The following is an 18,631-nucleotide window of genomic DNA, read 5'->3' on the forward strand; positions in this document are numbered from 1 at the left end:
TCAGTCCCCGGACCCGCCCTTGACGCGGTAGACCGGCGGATCGAACGACCCGTCCTTGAAGGCCGCCCCGGCCTCCACCATGGCGTCCAGCTCGTCCTCCACGGCCACGTAGCCTTCCTTCAGGGCCTCCGCGGCCCAGGAGATGTCGGAACCGTCCGATTTGGCCAGATGGGCCGCCAACCGGGTGCGCAGGTCGGGAAGGGGGACGGATTCGATGGCGGCCATGGGCGCTCCAGCTCCGGAACTTCCGGAAGGAACCCGGGATCTCCCGGTTTCGCCCTTCCCCGGTCAAGCCCCCGAGTCCAGCGCGAGGATAGCACCCCTACTTGGAATAGCGGGCAAGGAGCTTCATGTTCCGGTGGTAGGCCGGCCCCCGGGTGAAATTGATGGCCACCTCCCGCGGAAACCGCGCGATGGCGTTGGTGAGGTTGATCAGGGTCTGGACCTTCAGGCCGCTGGCGTAGCCCTGGCGCCGGGCGTTCTCGTAGTACACCAGCAGGGCGCTTCGCATCACCGGCCGGGGCAGGTTGAACAGGCCGTACTCGCTCAGCAGATCATGGTTGATGCGCCGGGTGCCGTCCTGCTCCGTCGCGATCAGATCCTCCGCCTTGAGATCCTGTGTCATGCGCTGCTCCCACGATCCAATTGTAAATCGGGGCGCCCGGAATCGGATGTGAAATCCCTTTGACGGCGGGCGGGCCGGGCCCGATTCCTTCAGGTGGAGGCCACCAGCAGCTCCTCCGCGTTGCCGGGCGGACGGAGACCGTCGGTCCGGCCTGCGAAGTAGCGCTGGGCGAGGGTGGAGGCCGGGACGTGCCGGACCTCCCTGAAACCGGCTCGGGTGGCCAGGGCCAGCATGTCCGCCGGGGTGAAGAAGCTGATGAAGGGCGTGCCGCTCGCCTTCGCCCCGGCGATCGCCCGCTCGATCCCGGGACGCGCATCGGGGTCCGCCAGCTCCACCGGCAGCAGGAACGACATGGCGAGCGTCGAGCCGGGAGCCAGCGCCGCGACCTGGCGCAGCGTGGCCAGCACCGCCTCCTCCGTGAGATACATGCTCACGCCCGTGGACGCCACGACCGCCGGCCGCCCGGGATCGAACCCGGACGCGGCCAGCCGCTCCCACCACGGGTCACCCGCCTCAAAATCCACGGGCACCAGGCGCAGGTCCGGAGGCACGCCGAAGCCGAGGTCGACCAGGCGCTGCCGCTTCCAGGACTGGGGGCCGGGGCGGTCGATCTCGAAAATGACCAGGCCGCCGGCAAGCTCCCGCCGGCGCTGGGCGAAGGTGTCCAGACCCGCCCCGAGGATGACGTACTGCCCGACGCCCCGGGCCGCATGCTCCGCGACGAGGTCCTCGATGAAGCGGGCCCGGGCCACGATGGAGGCGCGGAAGGGCCGCGTGAAGGGACTCATGTCCGGCCGGCTCCGCCAGTCCGCCTCCGGCGCCGCCAGCTTCAGGCCGAGGTCGTCCTCAAGCACGTGGGGCGGAGCGTCGACCTCCAGGTGCAGCGCCCGCCACAGGGCGACCCTCACAGCGGTGCTGTCCGGCGCCACTGCCTTTTCCTCGCTCATGCGATACCCCCGCCCTGAGGATAGCGGCCTACCTGCCGCGGCCCCAATGGATGCCCACCGCCAGCTCGAACCACGCCAGCCGGCTCACCCCGAACCCCTCCTGCGGGGCCGAATCCACGTTCACGAAATGGTAGGCGCCCTCCGCGCTGAAACGGTGGTTGAACTGCCACCCGCCTCCGATCCGGGCTGCCGGTTTGTGGTGCTGGGTGAACCGGGTCGTGCCTCCGACGACCGGCCCACCGGGCGAAAGCGGCCAGTGGGCCGTCCTGTCCAGCCTCGGGGAGGCCAGGCCAAGGCCCACCGTGGAATACCAGCCGCTCGTGCTGCCGGTCCACTGGTGCCGCCAGTCCAGCCCGACCTCCGGGAGCGACCAGTCGGATTCCGTGTAGGCGCCGCCGGTCCCCAGCGGATTCCGCCCTCCCGGACGGAGGCCGGCCAGGGAAAGACGGAGCCGAACGGCATCCGGGGTCCGGAAGCTCCGTTCGAACAGCAGGCCGAGGACCGGGCCTCCGAGGCTTTGCTGGGCTCCAGCCTGGGGGTCGGATTTCAACGACCCCTGGGGTGCCATCGCACCCAGCTGGAAGGCCCAGGAGGTGTCACCCGCCCCAAGGGGCCCGGCGGAAACGGCCAGGAGCACGGCGAGGCCCGGAAACCCGAATCGCATAACAACCCCCTTGATATCAGTGTTCCTAAACCATATACCAACCTGCCTGCGGGGACCAATGGATTCCAGCGCCGGCACGCGCGCCTCCCTGTCTGAAAATCCGGACGGCGGTGCGGGTGAGATGCGGTTTATTTCCGGAAGGGCGAAGATATCCGTACCGAATTATGCATTTGAGCCTATAAAGAGGTAGGGCTTCGTGCCCCTCGGCCTCGCGATCCGCAAGCGCACCCGCGAACACTGGAAGGCCGGCCCATGCAGCACCCGTCCCAAGCGCCTCCGAAACCCGACCCGGGTGCGGCCAGGGCGGGGGCGCGCGGCCACAGGGCGCGCATGAAGATCGGGGCGCTGCAGGACGCCATCTTCAACAGCGCGAACTTCTCGAGCATCGCGACGGACGCGCGGGGCGTGATCCAGATCTTCAACGTCGGGGCCGAGCGCATGCTGGGCTACGAGGCCCGGGAGGTGGTCGACACCTGCACGCCGGCCGACATCTCGGATCCGGAGGAGCTGCTCGCGCGGGCCCGGGACCTGAGCCTGGAACTGGGGACGCCCATCGCGCCCGGGTTCGAGGCCCTGGTGTTCAAGGCCTCGCGGGGCATCGAGGACATCTACGAGCTGACCTACGTCCGCAAGGACGGTTCCCGGTTCCCGGCGCTGCTGTCGGTCACCGCCCTGCGGGACGCCCGGGAGGCCATCATCGGGTACCTGCTCATCGGCACCGACAACTCGGCCCGCAAGCGGATCGAGGCCGAGCAGGAGAAGCTCGCCCAGCGCCTGCGGAACAACCAGTTCTACACGCGCTCCCTCTTCGAATCCAACGTGGACGCCCTGGTCACCGTCGCCCCCTCCGGCTTCATCATGGATGTGAACCGGCAGATGGAGGCCCTGACCGGATGCACCCGGGACGAGCTGATCGGCGCGCCCTTCCGGAAGTTCTTCACCGACCCCGACAGCGCCCAGGCCTCCCTCGTCCAGGTCCTGGCCGCGGGGAAGGTCACCAACTGCCCGCTCACCGTCCTGGCCCTCGACGGCCACGAGACGGAGGTCTCCTGCAACGCCACCACCTTCCATGACCGGGACCGCAGCCTGGAGGGCGTGTTCGTGGCCGCCCGGGACATCACCGAGGCCCGGCGCATGGAGGCGGTGCTCCAGGCCAAGAACGCCGAGCTGGAGCACGCCAAGGTCGTGGCGGAGAAGGCCAACCTCGCCAAGTCCGAGTTCCTGTCCGGCATGAGCCACGAGCTGCGCTCGCCCCTCAACGCCATCCTCGGCTTCGCCCAGCTGATGGATTCCGCCCAGCCGCCGCCCTCGGATTCGCAGAAGGCGAGCCTCAAGCAGATCCTGAACGCGGGCTGGTACCTGTTGCGCCTGATCAACGAGATCCTGGACCTGGCGGTGGTGGAGTCCGGCAAGCTGTCCATTTCGGTGGAGCCGGTGTCCCTCTCCGAGGTGCTGGCCGAGTGCCAGGCCATGATCGCCCCCCAGGCCGGGAAGCGGGACCTGCGGCTGGAATTCGAGGAACTGGACACGCCGCGCTTCGTGCTGGCCGACCGGGTGCGGCTCAAGCAGGTCGTCCTGAATTTCCTTTCCAACGCCATCAAGTACAACCGCCCCGGCGGGACGGTCACGGTGGCCAGCTCCGTCCTGCCCTCCGGACGCGTGCGGATCGGCATCCAGGACACCGGGGCGGGGCTCCCTCCCGCCATGGTGGAGCAGCTCTTCCAGGCCTTCAACCGGCTCGGCCACGAGGACGGCGCGGAGGAGGGCACGGGCATCGGCCTGGTCATGAGCAAGGTGCTGGTGGAGCTCATGGGCGGCGAGGTCGGCGTGGACAGCGTGGAGGGGGTCGGAAGCACCTTCTGGTTCGAGCTGAAGGGGACGCCCGCGCCCCGGATGCCCGCGGAAGGGGCCCGCCAGCGCCCGGCGGCCCGGCCCCGGGCGCCACGGGGCTCGGCCCTGCGCACGGTGCTCTACGTCGAGGACAACGCGGCCAACCTGGAGCTGGTCCAGGAACTGGTCGCCCGCCGTCCGGACCTCCACTTGCTCACGGCCGACGAAGGCCAGCTCGGGGTCGACCTGGCGCGGGAACACCTTCCCGAAGTGATCCTCATGGATATCAACCTCCCCGGCATCAGCGGCACCGAGGCCCTGGCCCTCCTGCGGGAGGATCCGGCCACCGCCCACATCCCGGTGCTGGCCATCAGCGCCAACGCCATGGTCAGCGACGTCAGGGCCGGCCTCGACCTGGGCTTCTTCCGCTACCTCACCAAGCCCATCAACGTTCAACAATTCATGGAAGCACTGGACCTGGCCCTGGACCACGCGGACCGGAACCCTGGGGCTGCCGACGAGGTGCCCCCCCGATGATCCAGCCCGCCGAAATCCTCAACGCCCGGATCCTCGTCGTCGACGACCAGGAAGCCAACGTAATCCTCCTTGAGCAGATGCTGAAGGCGGCGGGCTACACCTCCATCCGGTCGACGATGGAACCGGAGCGGGTCTGCGAACTGCACCTGGAGCACGCCTTCGACCTGATCATCCTGGACCTGAACATGCCCGGCATGGACGGCTTCGCCGTCATGGAGAACCTGAAGACCATCGAGACCGGGAGCTACATCCCCGTGCTCGTCGTCACCGCCCAGTCCGATCACAAGCTGCGGGCCCTTCGGGCCGGCGCGCGCGATTTCATCAGCAAGCCCTTCGAGCTCGCCGAAGTGCTGGTGCGGGTGCGCAACCTCATCGAGGTGCGGCTGCTGAACCGGAAATCGTTGGAACTCGTCGCGCGGGTGGTGGCGGAAAAGGGCGTGTCGCGGCGCCTCCTGCTCGACCTGCTGCCGGTGGCGCGCGCGGTGGCCCCGGAAGGAGCCGCCTCGGAGAACTGGGCGGAAGTGGCCGTGCTGTTCCTGGATATCGTCGAGTTCACGGCCCTGTCGGAACGGGCGGAGGCCCAGGCCCTGATCGGGGTCCTGGACGAGATCTCCGGCCGGCATGATCCGGACCGGGCCTTCGACCGGGACCGGACGGTGGGCAACGCCTATCTGGTGACCAGCGGCCTGTCGAATGCCCAGGCCTGCACCACCATCGACGCGACGGAGAAGGCCCTGGACCTCGCCGAGGCCCTGGACCGGTTCAATGCCCTGAATCCCTTCAAGCTGAAGGTCGGCCTGACCATCGGCGGCCGGGCTTCGCAGCTCTGACCTGGAGGGCCGCTCCGTTGGAACCACCTGATGGACCTGTACAACCGACTTGCCACCTAGGGACCGCCCATGCGCGCCGATGATCTGGACCACAAGGAACTGCTGGAAATGGACGCGGAGGGCGGCGTCATCCGCTTCGCGGGGCAGCGGGCCATCCTGCTGGACGCCGTGGCCATGGGCCTGCTGCGCAAGTACCTGGTGGAGAACTTCGGCGTGACGGCCGCCCGCACGGTTCTCACCCAGTTCGGCTTCGCCCACGGCTGGCGCATGGCCGAAGCCATGCTGGCCGAGTTCACGTGGGACAACGACGAGCAGTGGCGGCAGGCCGGCGCCCGCATCCACACCCTGGGCGGCCTCTTCCGGCTGGAGCCGGGCAGCGCGGACGCGCTGTCCACCGAGGGCGCCCTGCTCACGGCCTCCTACGAGGCCGAGCAGCACCTCCTGCATTTCGGCCGGGCCGACGCCCCCACGTGCTGGACCATCTGCGGCCTCATCAGCGGCTACCTCACCCGCACCTCGGGCAAGGAGATCTTCGTCCTGGAGGACCGCTGCGTGGGGGACGGGCATGCGAACTGCCACCTGTTCGGGCGCACGCGGGAGGAATGGGGGGACGAGCGCTCCTCGGAACTGCGGTTCTTCGAGGCCAAGACCCTCAAGGACTGCCTGGACGTGTCCCTCCACCGGGTCACGGAGACGCTGAAGGCGGCCGAGCGAAAGCTGCGGGAGCACAACCGGGCCCTGACCCTGGCGGTGCCGGAGCTGGCCGAGCCCGTGCTGGGCGTCGTCGTCAAGAGCGAGGCCATGCGCCGGATCGTGGACCTGGCCCGGCGCGTGGCCAAGGTCGACTCCACCGTGCTGATCACGGGCGAAAGCGGTTCGGGCAAGGAGCGCATCGCCCGGGTGGTGCACGAGGAGTCCACGCGGGCCTCGGGCCCCTTCATCGCCGTCAACTGCGGCGCCATCACCGAGTCGCTGCTGGAGAGCGAGCTGTTCGGCCACGCGCGGGGCGCCTTCACCGGCGCCAGCCAGGACCGCCCCGGGCTCTTCGAGGCCGCCAACCGGGGCACCCTCCTTCTGGACGAGATCGGGGAGGTCACGCCCGCCATGCAGGTCAAGCTGCTCCGTGCCATCCAGGAACGGGAGATCCGGCGCGTGGGCGAGAACAAGGTACGGAAGGTGGATGTGCGCATCATCGCCGCCACCAACCGCAACCTCGCCCAGTGCGTGACCGACGGGGCCTTCCGGCAGGATCTCTACTACCGGCTGAAGGTCGTGGAGCTGCACGTGCCCGCGCTCCGGGACCGCCGGGAGGACATCCTCCCCCTGGCGCGGGTGCTGCTGGCGGGCTCGGCGCTGTGGATGAAGCGGAAGATCTCCGGGTTCTCGCCGGCCGCGGCCGACCAGCTCCTGCGGTACGCCTGGCCCGGCAACGTGCGCGAGCTGGAGAATGCCATGGAGCGCGCGGTGGCCCTCGCGCCGGGCACGCGGGTCGAGGTCGAGGACCTCCCCGAGGAAGTGCGCCAGGCCCCCGGCAAGCCGGTGGCCATCCCCGGCCAGGTCCAGCCCCTGGAGGACGTGGAGCGGGACTACATCCTCTCCGTCCTGGAGCTGAACAAGGGCAACCAGACCCATGCCGCCCGGCAGCTCAAGATCGGGACCGCGACCCTGTACCGCAAGTTGAAGAGCTACGGAGTCGGCGGGGTCGTTCCGGCCTGACGGATCTTTCACTTTGATCGATCCCTCCCGGGAACGGCCGTTCCCGGGGTTTCGCAACTAGGTTGGGGCATTGGACCTGTCCATCAAGCACGGGAATTGCTTCCTGGGAGCCGACGGGATGCAGGGCGGGCCGGAGACGCGCTCCGTCCCCCTCCCGCAGGAGGCGACCATGCGCTGCTATTCCACACCCGAGGCTCCCTGCCAAGCCGTCTGCGACACCTGCGCCGGGTCCCTGGCCCCGGAGGCCTGGGAGGGCTGGAGCGAACTGGACCCTGCCATCCAGGAGGGATCCGAACCCATCCGCTGCGCCCGTTGCGGAGCGTCCCTTTGAGACGCGCGCACCCCGTGCAGGCCGCCAGGCTCGCAGCCATCGGGTTCGGCCTCGTGGGGGCCCTGTCCTGCACGGGGCTTCCGGAGATCCACTACCAGCGCAAACCCCCCGCCCCGGGCGCGAAGGTGACCATCGAGAACGCGCGGGGCGCCGTGGAGAAGGACAGGGCGGAGGCGCTCCTCGGCCGCCACCCGGGCGACTCCCGGGCCGGGACCCGGGAACGGGCCCTCCTGGAGGAGGCGGCCACGGGCCGTCCCCTCCTGGCTGGCAACGCGGTCCAGCTCCTGTTCGACGGACCCGAGACCATGGGCGCCATGCTGGCGAGCATCTCCGCGGCCAAGCGGTCGATCAACCTGGAGACGTACATCTTCGACCCGGACGAGCTCGGCCAGACCTTCTCCGACCTGCTGATCGCCAAACAGCGGGAGGGCGTGCAGGTGAACATCATCTACGACTGCGTGGGGACCGCCGGGACCCCCGAGGCCTTCTTCGACCGCATGCGCGACGCCGGGATCCGCCTGTGCCCCTACCATCCCATCAACCCCTTCAAGCGCCTGGGCCGGTGGAAGGTCAACAACCGGGACCACCGCAAGATCCTTGTGGTGGACGGGGCCGTGGCCTTCACCGGGGGCGCCAACATCAGCGGGACCTACCTGCACGGCTCCCTGTTCCGGAGGAAGGGCAGGGGCCGGACGAACCTGGGCTGGCGCGACACCCACCTGCGGATCGAGGGACCCGCCGCGGCGGCCCTCCAGGAACTCTTCGTCCAGACCTGGCTGGTCCAGATGAAGGAGGACCTGCACACCCCGGATTATTTCCCGGCCCCGCGGGAGGCGGGCGACACCCTCGTCCGCGTCGTGGGCAGCCAGCCCGGGGGCGATTTCGAGATCTACCGGGCCTACGTCCTGGCCATTGACCAGGCGGCCCGAACCATCCACCTCACGGCCGCCTATTTCGTGCCCGACGCCCGGATCGTCCAGGCCCTGGTGCGGGCCGCCCGCCGGGGCGTGGAGGTGGAGATCATCCTCACGTCCCTCACGGACAGCGGTTTCGTCCAGCACGCCAGCCAGTCGTACTACCAGGAGTTCCTGGATGCCGGCGTGCGCCTCTACCAGCTGAAGAGCTCCATCCTCCACGCCAAGACGGCCGTCATCGACGGCGCCTGGTCCACGGTCGGTTCCACCAACCTGGACATGCGCAGCTTCCTCTTCAACAAGGAAGTCAACGTCATCGTCCTGGGCACCCCTTTCGGGGGCGAGATGGAAAAGGCCTTCCGCGAGGACAAGGCCAATTCGGACGAGATCACCTCCTCCGGGTGGGCCAGGCGATCCCGCGCGGACCGGGTGCGGGAGTGGGTCGCGAGGCGGCTGGCGCGTTGGCTCTGACCCCTGAAAGGTCCGGTCTTGAATTGAAGGGCAGGGCAATCACATTGATCGTACCCGCCGGGAATTCGCCTCCCGGTCTGCATCAAAGCCTTTGGAATCAGCATCCAAATTGTTGGAACAGATCCTGCTGGTTGCGATGGGGGCCGGATCCCCATGAACCCTTTTGAAAGGAACCGCCATGCTGAAGACTTCGGGCGACGACACCTGGGAGCAGGTGAAGTCCGGCCTGGACACGGCCTGGGACGAGGTCAAGGTCCCGTTCGGGCACGCCTCCGGCACGCCCCGGACCTGAGCGGCGATCCATGAATGCCTTCGGTGCCTGTGCGCTCGCGGTGGTCCTGGCCACCGGCCTCCAGGCCAAGCCTCCCCGGCCGGCGCGGCCCTGGAGCGCCCATGAGGCGCGCCAGGCCACGATCCAGAAGATCGTGATCGAGGTGGGCGACGTCTTCGACCTCGCCCGGCCCGATGAGAACATCTGGATCGGCCGGGTCGCGGACCGCCTCCACTCCTCCACGAAGGAACCGGTCATCCGCAGGGTCCTCCTCTTCAAGGAGGGCGACCGGGTGCGCGCAAGGCGCATCTACGAGACGGAGCGCCTGCTGCGCGCCCTGCCGTTCGTGAAGGACGCCCACATCGATCCCGTCCAGGAGGCGGACGGCACCCTCGTGGCCCGGGTACGGGTGCGGGACGCCTGGACGACCCAGGTGAACGCGGGCTTCTCCTCCGTGGGCGGGCAGCGGTCCATGAACTTCGGCGTGGACGAGAAGAACTTCCTGGGCCACGGCAAGAGCGTGGCCTTCGACATCGCCAAGGACCACGAGCGCACCGACTGGGGCATCACCTACATGGACCCCCAGCTCTTCGCCAGCCGCTGGACCCTGGCCCTGCAGAGCCGGTACCTCTCCGACGGCCACAACCGGAGCATCAAGCTGGAGCGGCCCTTCTTCGCCCTGGACACGCCCTGGTCCACCAGCCTGGCCCTGTCCCAGAAGAAGTCCTCCCTTCACCTCTACGACCGCACGAAAGAGGTCTTCCAGGCCCCCTTCATCCAGGACGAGCTCCAGTGGGCGGGGGCCGCGGCCTTCCACGAGGCGGGCGAACGCGTCTGGCGGGCCGGCCTGATGGTCGATCGGTTGGACACCCATTACGGCCAAGTCGTCGCCGCCCTCCCCCCGGGCACCCTTCCCGCGCCCACGCTCGTCAACCGCCGCCTCCGGGGCGCGGCCCTCACCCTCTCCACCCAGAAGGACGCCTTTGAGACCTTCGTGGACCTGCTGGGCGTGGATACCCCCGAGGACTACAGCCTCGCGTGGAACGGCTCCCTTGCGCTGGGCACCTACAGCCGCGCCCTGGGGTCGTCCATGGCGGCTCCCTTCTTCATCCTCCAGGCCGCCAACGGCTGGTCCTCGTCCAGCGACGACCTCACCCTGTTCACCTTCTCCTGGGATGGGCGCGTGCCCGCCACCGGGCTGGAGAACAGCGCGCTCGGCCTCTCCCTTGTGCACTACACCAAGGTGACGGAAAACCAGATATTTGCGACCCTCGCCACCTTCGATGCGGGCCGGCGCCTGGACCCCGAACGATGGTACTACCTGGGCGGCGACCAGGGCTTGAGGGGTTTTCCCAATTTCCTCCACCCGGGCGACGCCCGGTGGGTGGTGTCCCTGGACTACCGCCTCCTCACCGAGCAGCGCTGGTGGGGCTTGGTGCGCCTGGGCTACTGCGCCTTCGTGGACACCGGCTCCATCCGCCGCATGGACGGGATGGGCTGGACCCGGACCTACACCGACGTGGGCGTCGGCCTGCGCCTGGGCAACCTCAAGAGCTCGCTGGGACGCGTGATCCTCCTGAGCGTGGCCACGCCGCTGAACCGGGAACCCTACCAGTCCAAGGTGCAGTTCACCATCGGCAACACCGTGCGCTTTTGACGCCGGACCTTCTCCACCCACCTTTCAAGGAGCGCCACCATGTTCACCATCCTCATCGTCATCCTGATCCTCATGCTCCTCGGCGCCCTGCCGACCTGGCCCCACAGCAGGTCCTGGGGCTTCTATCCCAGCGGCGGCCTCGGGCTCGTCGTGCTGATCCTCGTCATCCTGCTGCTCATGGGCAGGATCTAGGGGGAAGCCTGTCAGCATCCCCTCAGCCGGGTATCCAACGCTGATGATAATTGGGTTAATGCATTTTTTGCTTTTCCTCGGCGATCCTCGGTTTCCTCGGCGCCTCGGCGTTAAATTTTTCCTGGGTTATGCCTACGCAAAGATTACTCGCGCCGAGGCACCCGGCAAGAAGCCTAACGCCGAGGCGCGGAGGGGACCGAGGATCGCCGAGGAAAAGCCCAACAGCCGTTTGCAGATCCGCACTTTCGGATGGATGGGGGTGGCTGAGGGGATACGCCTGTCATAGCATTTCCCGGCGGCCCCGGCCTGGGAAGGCGCCGCCGTCCCCCTCGAGGAAGGACACATCGCATGGCAGCGCTGGCGATTTAGAAAGGAAGAACCCCATGACGACCCTCTCCCCCGAGCTCCTGCGCCGGATGGACGCCTACTGGCGCGCAGCGAACTATCTGTCGGTCGGCCAGATCTACCTGTACGACAATCCCCTGCTGCGACGCCCGCTGGTGCGCGAGGACGTGAAGCGGATGCTCCTGGGCCACTGGGGCACCACCCCCGGGCAGAACTTCATATACACCCACCTCAACCGGGTCATCACCGAGCGCGACCTGGACATGATCTACATCTCGGGACCGGGCCACGGCGGCCCGGCCGTGGTGGGCAGCACCTACCTGGAAGGCACCTACAGCGAGGTCTACCCGGAGATCACCCAGGACGAGGCGGGGCTGCGGAAGCTCTTCCGGCAGTTCTCCTTCCCCGGCGGCATCCCCAGTCACGCCTCCCCCGAATGCCCCGGGTCCATCCACGAGGGCGGGGAGCTCGGCTATTCGCTCAGCCATGCCTTCGGCGCGGCCTTCGACAACCCCGGCCTGATCGTGGCCTGCGTCGTGGGCGACGGGGAGGCGGAGACCGGCCCGCTGGCCACCGCCTGGCACTCCAACAAGTTCCTCAACCCCGCCACGGACGGCGCGGTGCTGCCGATCCTCCACCTCAACGGGTACAAGATCGCCAACCCCACCCTCCTCGCCCGCATCACCCGGGAGGAGCTGGACCCGTTCCTCCGGGGCTGCGGCTGGACGCCCCTCTACGTGGAAGGGCACGACCCCGTGCTCATGCACGAGGCCATGGCCTCGGCCCTGGACCAGGCCGTGGGGGAGATCGCCCGGATCCAGCGGGAGGCGAGGAGCACCGGTCGCATGGTGCGCCCCCGGTGGCCCCTGATCGTGCTCGCCTCCCCCAAGGGCTGGACCGGGCCGGACCGCATCGACGGCCGGCAGGTGGAGGGGACCTTCCGCTCCCACCAGGTGCCGCTTTCCGACCCGCGCTCCAATCCCGCCCACCTCGCCATGCTGGAGCGGTGGCTGCGAAGCTACCGTCCCGATGAGCTCTTCGACACCCAGGGACGGCTCCTGCCGGAGCTGCAGGCCCTTGCGCCCAGGGGGGAGCGGCGCATGGGCGCCAATCCCCACGCCAACGGCGGGCTCCTGCTCCGGGACCTGGACATGCCCGACTTCCGGGCCTACGCCCTGGCGGTGGAGCGGCCCGGAACGCCCGGGCCCGGGGATACCCGCGTCCTGGGCGCCTTCCTGCGCGACGTGGTGGGGCTGAACGACGAGGCGAAGAATTTCCGGATCTTCGGCCCGGACGAGACGCTGTCCAACGGGCTGGAGGCGGTCTTCCAGGCGACGCAGCGGCAGTGGATCGCGGCCGTGGAGCCGAACGATGAATTCCTGGACACCAGAGGGCGGGTGATGGAGCAGCTCAGCGAACACCAGTGCGAGGGGTGGCTGGAAGGCTACCTGCTTACGGGTCGCCACGGGCTGTTCAACTGCTACGAGGCCTTCATCCATATCGTGGATTCCATGTTCAACCAGCACGCCAAGTGGCTGAAGGTCGCCGCGCGGCTGCCCTGGCGGCCCCGCATCGCCTCCCTGAACTACCTCCTGGCCTCCCACGTGTGGCGCCAGGACCACAACGGCTTCTCGCACCAGGACCCGGGGTTCATCGACCACGTGATGAACAAGAAGGCCGAGATCGTGCGGGTCTATCTGCCCCCCGACGCCAACTGCCTGCTGTCGGTCATGGACCACTGCCTGCGCAGCCGCCACTACGTCAACGTCGTGGTGGCGGGCAAGCATCCCGCGCCCCAGTGGCTGACCATGGAGGAGGCGGTGCGGCACTGCGCGGAGGGGATCGGCATCTGGTCCTGGGCCGGCTGCGGCCCTGAGACCGAACCCGACGTCGTCATGGCCTGCTGCGGGGACGTGCCGACCCTGGAGACCCTGGCGGCCGTGTCCATCCTGCGCGAGCACCTGCCCGAGGTGCGGGTCCGGGTCGTCAACGTCGTGGATCTCATGAAGCTGCAGCCCCGGACGGAACATCCCCACGGCCTGGACGACGACGCCTTCGACGCGCTGTTTACCCGGGACCGGCCCGTCATCTTCGCCTACCACGCCTATCCCTGGCTGATCCACCGCCTCACGTACCGGCGCGCGAACCACGGGAACATCCACGTGCGTGGCTACCAGGAGGAAGGCACGATCACGACGCCCTTCGACATGACGGTGCTGAACGACATGGACCGGTACCACCTGGTGATGGACGCCATCGACCGGCTGCCGGGAACGGGGGACAAGGGGCTGCAGGTGAAGCGGATGCTCCAGGGGAAGCTGGTGGAGCATCGGGCTTATATTGAAGAAATCGGGGAGGATATGCCTGAAATCAAGAACTGGGTCTGGACCGCGGATTAAGGTTCCTTTTCCTTTCTCGGCGACCCTCGGCTCCTTGGCCCCCTCGGCGATGCGTTCTGTTTTCTTCCCCCTGCGGCGCTTGAAATCCATGCGCCGCCAGGGTCGAGGAAAGAATGCATCGCCGAGGGGGCCGAGGAGCCGAGGATCGCCGAGAAAAGATTAAAATAATTAGGTTACGGTGCTGCCGATGAGGCGTCCGATGCCGGCGGTGACGGGCATGGACGTCGCCCCGGCCCCCAGGCCCGCGACGCCCGCCACCAGGATCGCACCCCGGGAGGCGGAGACTCGAATCATGAGGCTCGCGGTGGAGACGATGGCGTCGTCGGAGCCCAGGATGGCGGCGCGCAGCCAGCCGGAGCGGCCGCTTCGATGGCGCTCCGGCTGGGTGCGGGGGCGGTGGCCCGTCACAGGATCTCGTCCCGCGGATCGGCCGGGATGCTGGGGGAATCCCAGTACACCGGGCGTCCGTAGTAGTCGAAGAGCCGTTTCTCATAGGACCGGTTGACGGGAGCGCCGGGGTCCCACTCGGGGCAGTCCTTGATCTCCTGGCGGGTCAGGCACAGATCGATCGTGTTTTCCTCCCAGCTGACCTGGGTGGCCCAGAGCGGCGAGACGAGGACCTGCCTGCCGGTGAACCAGCTGCCGGTGCTGACCACGAGGTAGCGGATCTGCCAGGTCTCGTCGTCCACGATGAAGTCGTCCACGTGGCCAACGTCCCCGTCCGTGGCATGGAGGTGGTAGCCGCGGATGAACTTGACGCTGCGCAGGTGGGGATCGTCGTCGAAGGTGTCGATGTCCAGGGGGATCTCCGCCACCGGAAGGTCGGTGAGGATGGGCAGCGGGGCGGCGTTCGTGCCCCAGACGCCCGTGCTGCCCCAGTAGTTCGGGTAGCCGAAATAGCGGTAGTAGTCGCGCTCGTGCTGGCGGGAGACGGGCAGGTCCGCGTTGGCGCCGGGGCTCTCCCGGATCTGCTTGCGCGTAAGGGCGAGGTGGAAGGTCCGGTTGCCCCACTCGACCTGCCGGAAGAACATGGGAGATATGAGGACCTCGCGTTCGTCGAAGAAGGTGCCGGTGCTCACCACCAGGTAGCGGCAGGTCCAGCCCGCGTCCTCCACAAGGAAATTGGCCACGGTCCCGAGGGCGCCGTCGGTGGCGGCGACCGCGTAACCTTCAAGGTCCTTCAGGCTTCTCAACATGGGTGGTACCTCCCGCCTCACGGCTGCCGTTTCTTCGGAAGCCACGACAAACATGCACAATCCGGGCCAGGGCCCTCTGCTCCTGCCTTCAAGGGAAAGAGCCTGGGGCGGCCCGCCGGTCCGGGTTATTCCCATCATTCTGACCATCGCCGGGCCTCACTTTGATGCCGCTTACCGGCGGGCTTTCGGCGCGCTCAGGCCGACAGGGTTGCTATCAGTGGCTCGGGCAGGTGGCCTGGGAGTTGCAACGGTTCCCGGGCCGGACCACAGCGGGGCTGGGACAATGCCCGATGTGCGCCAGCGAAACGGAGGCGGTGCGCCATGGTCAAGAAGCCCGAGGGAACCCCGGAGCCCCCGCGCGCTGGAGCTGAGTCGCCGCCCAGCCTCGACCGGCGGGATCTGGCCACGCTGTCCTCCGCCGAAGTGCGGACCCTGATCCATGAGTTGCGGGTGCGCCAGCTGGAACTGGAATTCCAGAACGGCGGGCTCCGCCTCAATCAGGAGCGGCTGCGCGCCTCCCGGGCCAGGTGCTCCACCGGGCTGAAGCGGGTGGAACTGGACACGACGGTCCTCGCCACCCAATTGCACCGGGCCCGGAAGCTGGCGACGCTGGGCGTGCTGGCCGCAGGGACGGCCCACGACGTGGACAACCAGCTCGAGGCCATCCTGGGCAGCGCACGCGCCGGGAGCCTCCTGGCCAAGGGGAACGCACCCGTGGCCCGGTTCTTCGGGACCATCGAGGCCGCGGCGATGCGGGCCAAGGAGCCGACCCGCCAGCTGCTCGCCTACGCGGGCAAGGCCAAGGGAACGATGGAGGACGTGGACCTGGATCGCGTGGTCCGGGAGCTCGGCCAGACCCTGGCCACCTGCCTGCCGGAGCATCTGACCTTCCGGATGGATCTGGCCGACGACCTGCCCCACTGGCAGGGCGACGCGGCCCAGGCCTACCAGATCCTCGTGAACCTCGCCCTCAACGCCTACGAGGCCTTCCCGGAAGGGGTCCCGGGCGAGATCACCCTCCGCACCCGCGCCGAGGAGACCAGCCCCTGTGCGGGCGGGCCCGGCACCTGGGTGCTGTCCATGGCACCCGGCCGCTACGTGATGCTGGAGGTGGTGGACTCAGGCCACGGCATGACGCCCGACCACCTCACCCACGCCTTCGAGCCCTTCTTCACGACCAAGGCCGCCGGGCGCGGTCTGGGCCTGGCGGCGGTCCACGGGCTCCTGGACGGCGACGGCGGCGGCATCTGGATCCGGAGCGGACCCGCCCAGGGCACCTCGGTCAAGGTGTACCTCCCCGCCATGACCGGGCCGGCGCACGTGACCGGAAGGAAGTCCTAGTTCGCCGAGGAAGGAAGGGTCTGATTTCCTCCCCGACGGAATGGGCCCTCAGCCCGCCAGCGCGCCCATGACCTTCGGGTCCCGGAGACCGTTGCTTCGAAATGACGCGTCCGGTGATTCATTTCGATCGATCAGTCCCGGGTGCCGGTCGTTGAACTGCAGGGAACACAATGCGTTGATCGATCGGAACAGATCGTGCTTCGGAACCTGCGCCGGGGGACCAGCCCCCGCGCCCTTGAGGAGACTCCGATGATCGTGAACGCAGGCGTGTGGATCGACAATCTCAAGGCCCTGGTCGTGATCGTCTTCGACGGCGGGGAGAAGAAACTCGAGATCCAGGCCAAGCCGGGCGCCCGGCCGGGCCAATTCACCCGGTTCTACACCGAGGTGATCCAGGTGCTCCGGGATGCGGAATCCATCCTGATCTTCGGTCCGGGCCAGGCCAAGGAGGACCTCCGGGCCCACCTCCAGCGCGCCCGGCTCCAGGACAAGGTCCTCGGCGTCGAACCGGCGGAAGCCATGACGGATCCCCAGTTCATGGCCAAGGTCCGGGAACGGTTCCAGCACCCGGGCGGCCACCTGGGGACGGCGTGACGCTGGGTCCGGACGCCGCCCCGGAACCCCCGGGATCCGCCCGGGTGCTGGTGGTGGTGGCGCACCCCGACGACGAGGCGCTCTGGGCGGGCGGGCTCCTGGCGAGCCGGCCCCTGTGGTCGGTGTTCATCCTGGCGCTCTGCCGGGGCGCCGACCCCGACCGGGCGCCGCGCTTCCGCCTGGCGCTGGACGACCTGGGCGCCCAGGGCGCCATGGGCGATCTGGACGACGGGCCCGACCAGGCTCCCCAGGCCGATGAACGGGTCCAGGCGGCCATCCGTGACCTCGCGCCCCCGGGGCCTTTCGACCTGCTGCTGACCCACCACCCGGAAGGCGAATACACCCGGCACCTGCGCCACCTGGAGGTGGCCCTGGGCGTCCGGGCGCTCCTGGGGGAGGGGGCCCTGGCCGCCCCGCGGCTCTGGAACTTCGCCTACTCCGACCAGGGCGGGACCTGCCTGCCGGAGCCCCGCCCCGACGCCAACCTGCTGCTGCCCCTGGACGCCGCGTCCTGGGCGCGGAAGTACGCCCTGATCACCCAGGTCTACGGCTTCGCCCCCGACAGCTGGGAAGCCCGGACCACGCCGCGCATCGAAGCCTTCACCTGCTTCAGGAACGAGGACGACCCCCAGCCATGAGAATCCTGGTGCTCTACAGTTATCCCCCCTCCCCGGGGGGCCTTGCGACCCAGGGGGACCTCCTCTACAAGGGCCTCCTGGAGATCGGCGTGGAGGCCCATGCGTGCAACCTCGACTCGGATCTGGAAAAGGAGTGGTACTACCGCTGGTTCAAGCCCGACTTCGTGGTGGGCGTGGGCTTCTGGGGCGACGTTCCGAAGATCGTCCTCCATCCCCAGCGCTTCGGCATGCGCGCGGTGCCCTGGGTGCTGGCCGACGGCTACGTGGCCAACTTCCGGGAGGTGCTGGACGGCCTGCCCCTGGTGCTCGTGACGTCCGACTGGGTGCGGGAGACCTTCATCCGGGACGGCATCCGCGGGGACCACACCGTGACCCTGCCGGTGGGGTGCGACACGGACGCCTTCATCCCCAGGCCGGCGGAGGATCCCAAGGTGGCCGCGGTGCGGGCGTCCCTCGGCGTTCCGGAAGGCGACCTCCTGGTGCTCACGGTGGGCGGCGACGCCGCCTCCAAGGGCGGCCGGGAGGTGATGGAGGCCCTGGCCATGCTGGGCGGGGAAGTGCCCCCCTGGCGCTACGTGTGCAAGGTGTGGCCCCAGCCCCGCACCACGGTGCAGAACAAGCTGGACCGGCAGCTGGCCAAGGACCTGGGGATCCTGGACCGGGTCAGCTTTCCCACCCACCAGGTATCGCGCAACCTCATGCCCTACCTCCTGGCCGCCTGCGACGTGTACGCGGCCCCGTCCCGCCTGGAGGGCTTCGGCATGCCCCAGGTGGAGTCGGGCGCCTGCGGCAAGCCGGTGATCGGGATCCGGGCCATGGCCATGCTGGACACCCTGGTGCACGGCGAGACGGCCTTCCTGGCCCGGGTGGCCCGGGAGATCCGCATCACCGAGACGGTCATGGGCCCCGAATCGGGCTTCGAGCCCGACCACAAGGTCGTCTTCAACCAGCCGCGGGTCGTCGACTACCGGGCCAGCTCGCCGGACATCGCCGCGTACCTCAAGCTCCTGCTCAACGACCCGGACCTCCGCGCGCGCATGGGCGCCGCGGGGCGGCGCCGGGTTGTGGAACGGTTCGACTACCGGGCCGTGGCCAGACGCCTGGTGGAGATTCTTTCCCAAGGAAGGTGAACC

Annotated in this window: 18 protein-coding genes; 12 read left to right on the forward strand and 6 right to left on the reverse strand. The window is 68.6% G+C overall.

Annotation, left to right across the window (positions count from 1 at the left end):
• The 4 genes from RAH40_RS01715 to RAH40_RS01730 form a co-directional block, all read right to left on the reverse strand.
• A complete protein-coding gene (locus RAH40_RS01715; RefSeq protein WP_306600324.1) occupies nucleotides 1–225 on the reverse strand; it encodes a hypothetical protein in 225 nt (74 codons plus the stop codon).
• A 97-nt stretch (nucleotides 226–322) separates the two neighbouring features.
• On the reverse strand, nucleotides 323–625 hold the full coding sequence (locus tag RAH40_RS01720; protein ID WP_306600325.1) for a hypothetical protein: 303 nt from the start codon (nucleotides 623–625) through the stop codon (nucleotides 323–325).
• A gap of 89 nt (nucleotides 626–714) precedes the next feature.
• Nucleotides 715–1,572: a class I SAM-dependent methyltransferase gene (locus RAH40_RS01725; protein ID WP_306600326.1), complete on the reverse strand. Its 858-nt coding sequence runs from the start codon at nucleotides 1,570–1,572 to the stop codon at nucleotides 715–717.
• Nucleotides 1,573–1,600: 28 nt separating this feature from the next.
• On the reverse strand, nucleotides 1,601–2,236 hold the full coding sequence (locus RAH40_RS01730; RefSeq protein WP_306600327.1) for a hypothetical protein: 636 nt from the start codon (nucleotides 2,234–2,236) through the stop codon (nucleotides 1,601–1,603).
• A gap of 252 nt (nucleotides 2,237–2,488) precedes the next feature.
• Here RAH40_RS01730 and RAH40_RS01735 point away from each other — a divergent pair, with 252 nt between their 5' ends.
• From RAH40_RS01735 to RAH40_RS01770, 8 genes are all read left to right on the forward strand, one after another.
• Nucleotides 2,489–4,603: a PAS domain-containing sensor histidine kinase gene (locus tag RAH40_RS01735; protein ID WP_306600328.1), complete on the forward strand. Its 2,115-nt coding sequence runs from the start codon at nucleotides 2,489–2,491 to the stop codon at nucleotides 4,601–4,603.
• Nucleotides 4,600–5,433 carry a response regulator gene (locus tag RAH40_RS01740; protein ID WP_306600329.1) on the forward strand — a complete coding sequence of 278 codons (834 nt, stop codon included), beginning with the start codon at nucleotides 4,600–4,602 and terminating at the stop codon, nucleotides 5,431–5,433. Before RAH40_RS01735 ends, RAH40_RS01740 begins: the two co-directional genes overlap by 4 nt.
• 69 nt (nucleotides 5,434–5,502) lie before the next feature.
• A complete protein-coding gene (locus RAH40_RS01745; RefSeq protein WP_306600330.1) occupies nucleotides 5,503–7,149 on the forward strand; it encodes a sigma-54-dependent Fis family transcriptional regulator in 1,647 nt (548 codons plus the stop codon).
• A gap of 169 nt (nucleotides 7,150–7,318) precedes the next feature.
• Nucleotides 7,319–7,480 (forward strand): hypothetical protein, encoded by a 162-nt coding sequence (locus tag RAH40_RS01750; protein ID WP_306600331.1) that lies wholly within the window; start codon nucleotides 7,319–7,321, stop codon nucleotides 7,478–7,480.
• Entirely contained in the window at nucleotides 7,477–8,865 is a 1,389-nt protein-coding gene (gene cls, locus RAH40_RS01755) for a cardiolipin synthase (RefSeq protein WP_306600332.1), read from the forward strand. Before RAH40_RS01750 ends, cls begins: the two co-directional genes overlap by 4 nt.
• Before the next feature lie 302 nt (nucleotides 8,866–9,167).
• The gene (locus RAH40_RS01760) at nucleotides 9,168–10,793 is read left to right on the forward strand and encodes a hypothetical protein (protein WP_306600333.1); all 1,626 of its coding nucleotides are present in this window, start codon (nucleotides 9,168–9,170) and stop codon (nucleotides 10,791–10,793) included.
• Between the two features lie 39 nt (nucleotides 10,794–10,832).
• On the forward strand, nucleotides 10,833–10,985 hold the full coding sequence (locus RAH40_RS01765; protein WP_306600334.1) for a DUF3309 family protein: 153 nt from the start codon (nucleotides 10,833–10,835) through the stop codon (nucleotides 10,983–10,985).
• A gap of 383 nt (nucleotides 10,986–11,368) precedes the next feature.
• Nucleotides 11,369–13,729, forward strand: a complete 2,361-nt coding sequence (locus RAH40_RS01770; RefSeq protein WP_306600335.1) for a phosphoketolase — start codon at nucleotides 11,369–11,371, stop codon at nucleotides 13,727–13,729.
• A 168-nt stretch (nucleotides 13,730–13,897) separates the two neighbouring features.
• Here the strand turns inward: RAH40_RS01770 and RAH40_RS01775 are convergent, their stop codons facing one another.
• On the reverse strand, nucleotides 13,898–14,137 hold the full coding sequence (locus RAH40_RS01775) for a VIT1/CCC1 transporter family protein (RefSeq protein WP_306600336.1): 240 nt from the start codon (nucleotides 14,135–14,137) through the stop codon (nucleotides 13,898–13,900).
• Nucleotides 14,134–14,925 (reverse strand): PRC-barrel domain-containing protein, encoded by a 792-nt coding sequence (locus RAH40_RS01780; protein WP_306600337.1) that lies wholly within the window; start codon nucleotides 14,923–14,925, stop codon nucleotides 14,134–14,136. Before RAH40_RS01780 ends, RAH40_RS01775 begins: the two co-directional genes overlap by 4 nt.
• Nucleotides 14,926–15,246: 321 nt before the next feature.
• Between RAH40_RS01780 and RAH40_RS01785 the strand changes: the two genes are divergently transcribed.
• The 4 genes from RAH40_RS01785 (at nucleotide 15,247) to RAH40_RS01800 (ending at nucleotide 18,628) form a co-directional block, all read left to right on the forward strand.
• Nucleotides 15,247–16,266, forward strand: coding sequence for a sensor histidine kinase (locus RAH40_RS01785; protein WP_306600338.1), 1,020 nt, complete (start codon nucleotides 15,247–15,249; stop codon nucleotides 16,264–16,266).
• A gap of 249 nt (nucleotides 16,267–16,515) precedes the next feature.
• Nucleotides 16,516–16,860, forward strand: coding sequence for a hypothetical protein (locus RAH40_RS01790; protein WP_306600339.1), 345 nt, complete (start codon nucleotides 16,516–16,518; stop codon nucleotides 16,858–16,860).
• Complete coding sequence (locus tag RAH40_RS01795) at nucleotides 16,857–17,498, forward strand: PIG-L deacetylase family protein (protein ID WP_306600340.1); 642 nt, start codon at nucleotides 16,857–16,859, stop codon at nucleotides 17,496–17,498. Before RAH40_RS01790 ends, RAH40_RS01795 begins: the two co-directional genes overlap by 4 nt.
• On the forward strand, nucleotides 17,495–18,628 hold the full coding sequence (locus RAH40_RS01800) for a glycosyltransferase family 4 protein (RefSeq protein WP_306600341.1): 1,134 nt from the start codon (nucleotides 17,495–17,497) through the stop codon (nucleotides 18,626–18,628). Before RAH40_RS01795 ends, RAH40_RS01800 begins: the two co-directional genes overlap by 4 nt.
• Nucleotides 18,629–18,631 lie beyond the last annotated feature (3 nt).

The sequence above is a fragment of the Geothrix sp. 21YS21S-2 genome, assembly GCF_030846775.1.
In the GTDB taxonomy this organism is placed as follows: Bacteria; Acidobacteriota; Holophagae; order Holophagales; family Holophagaceae; genus Mesoterricola.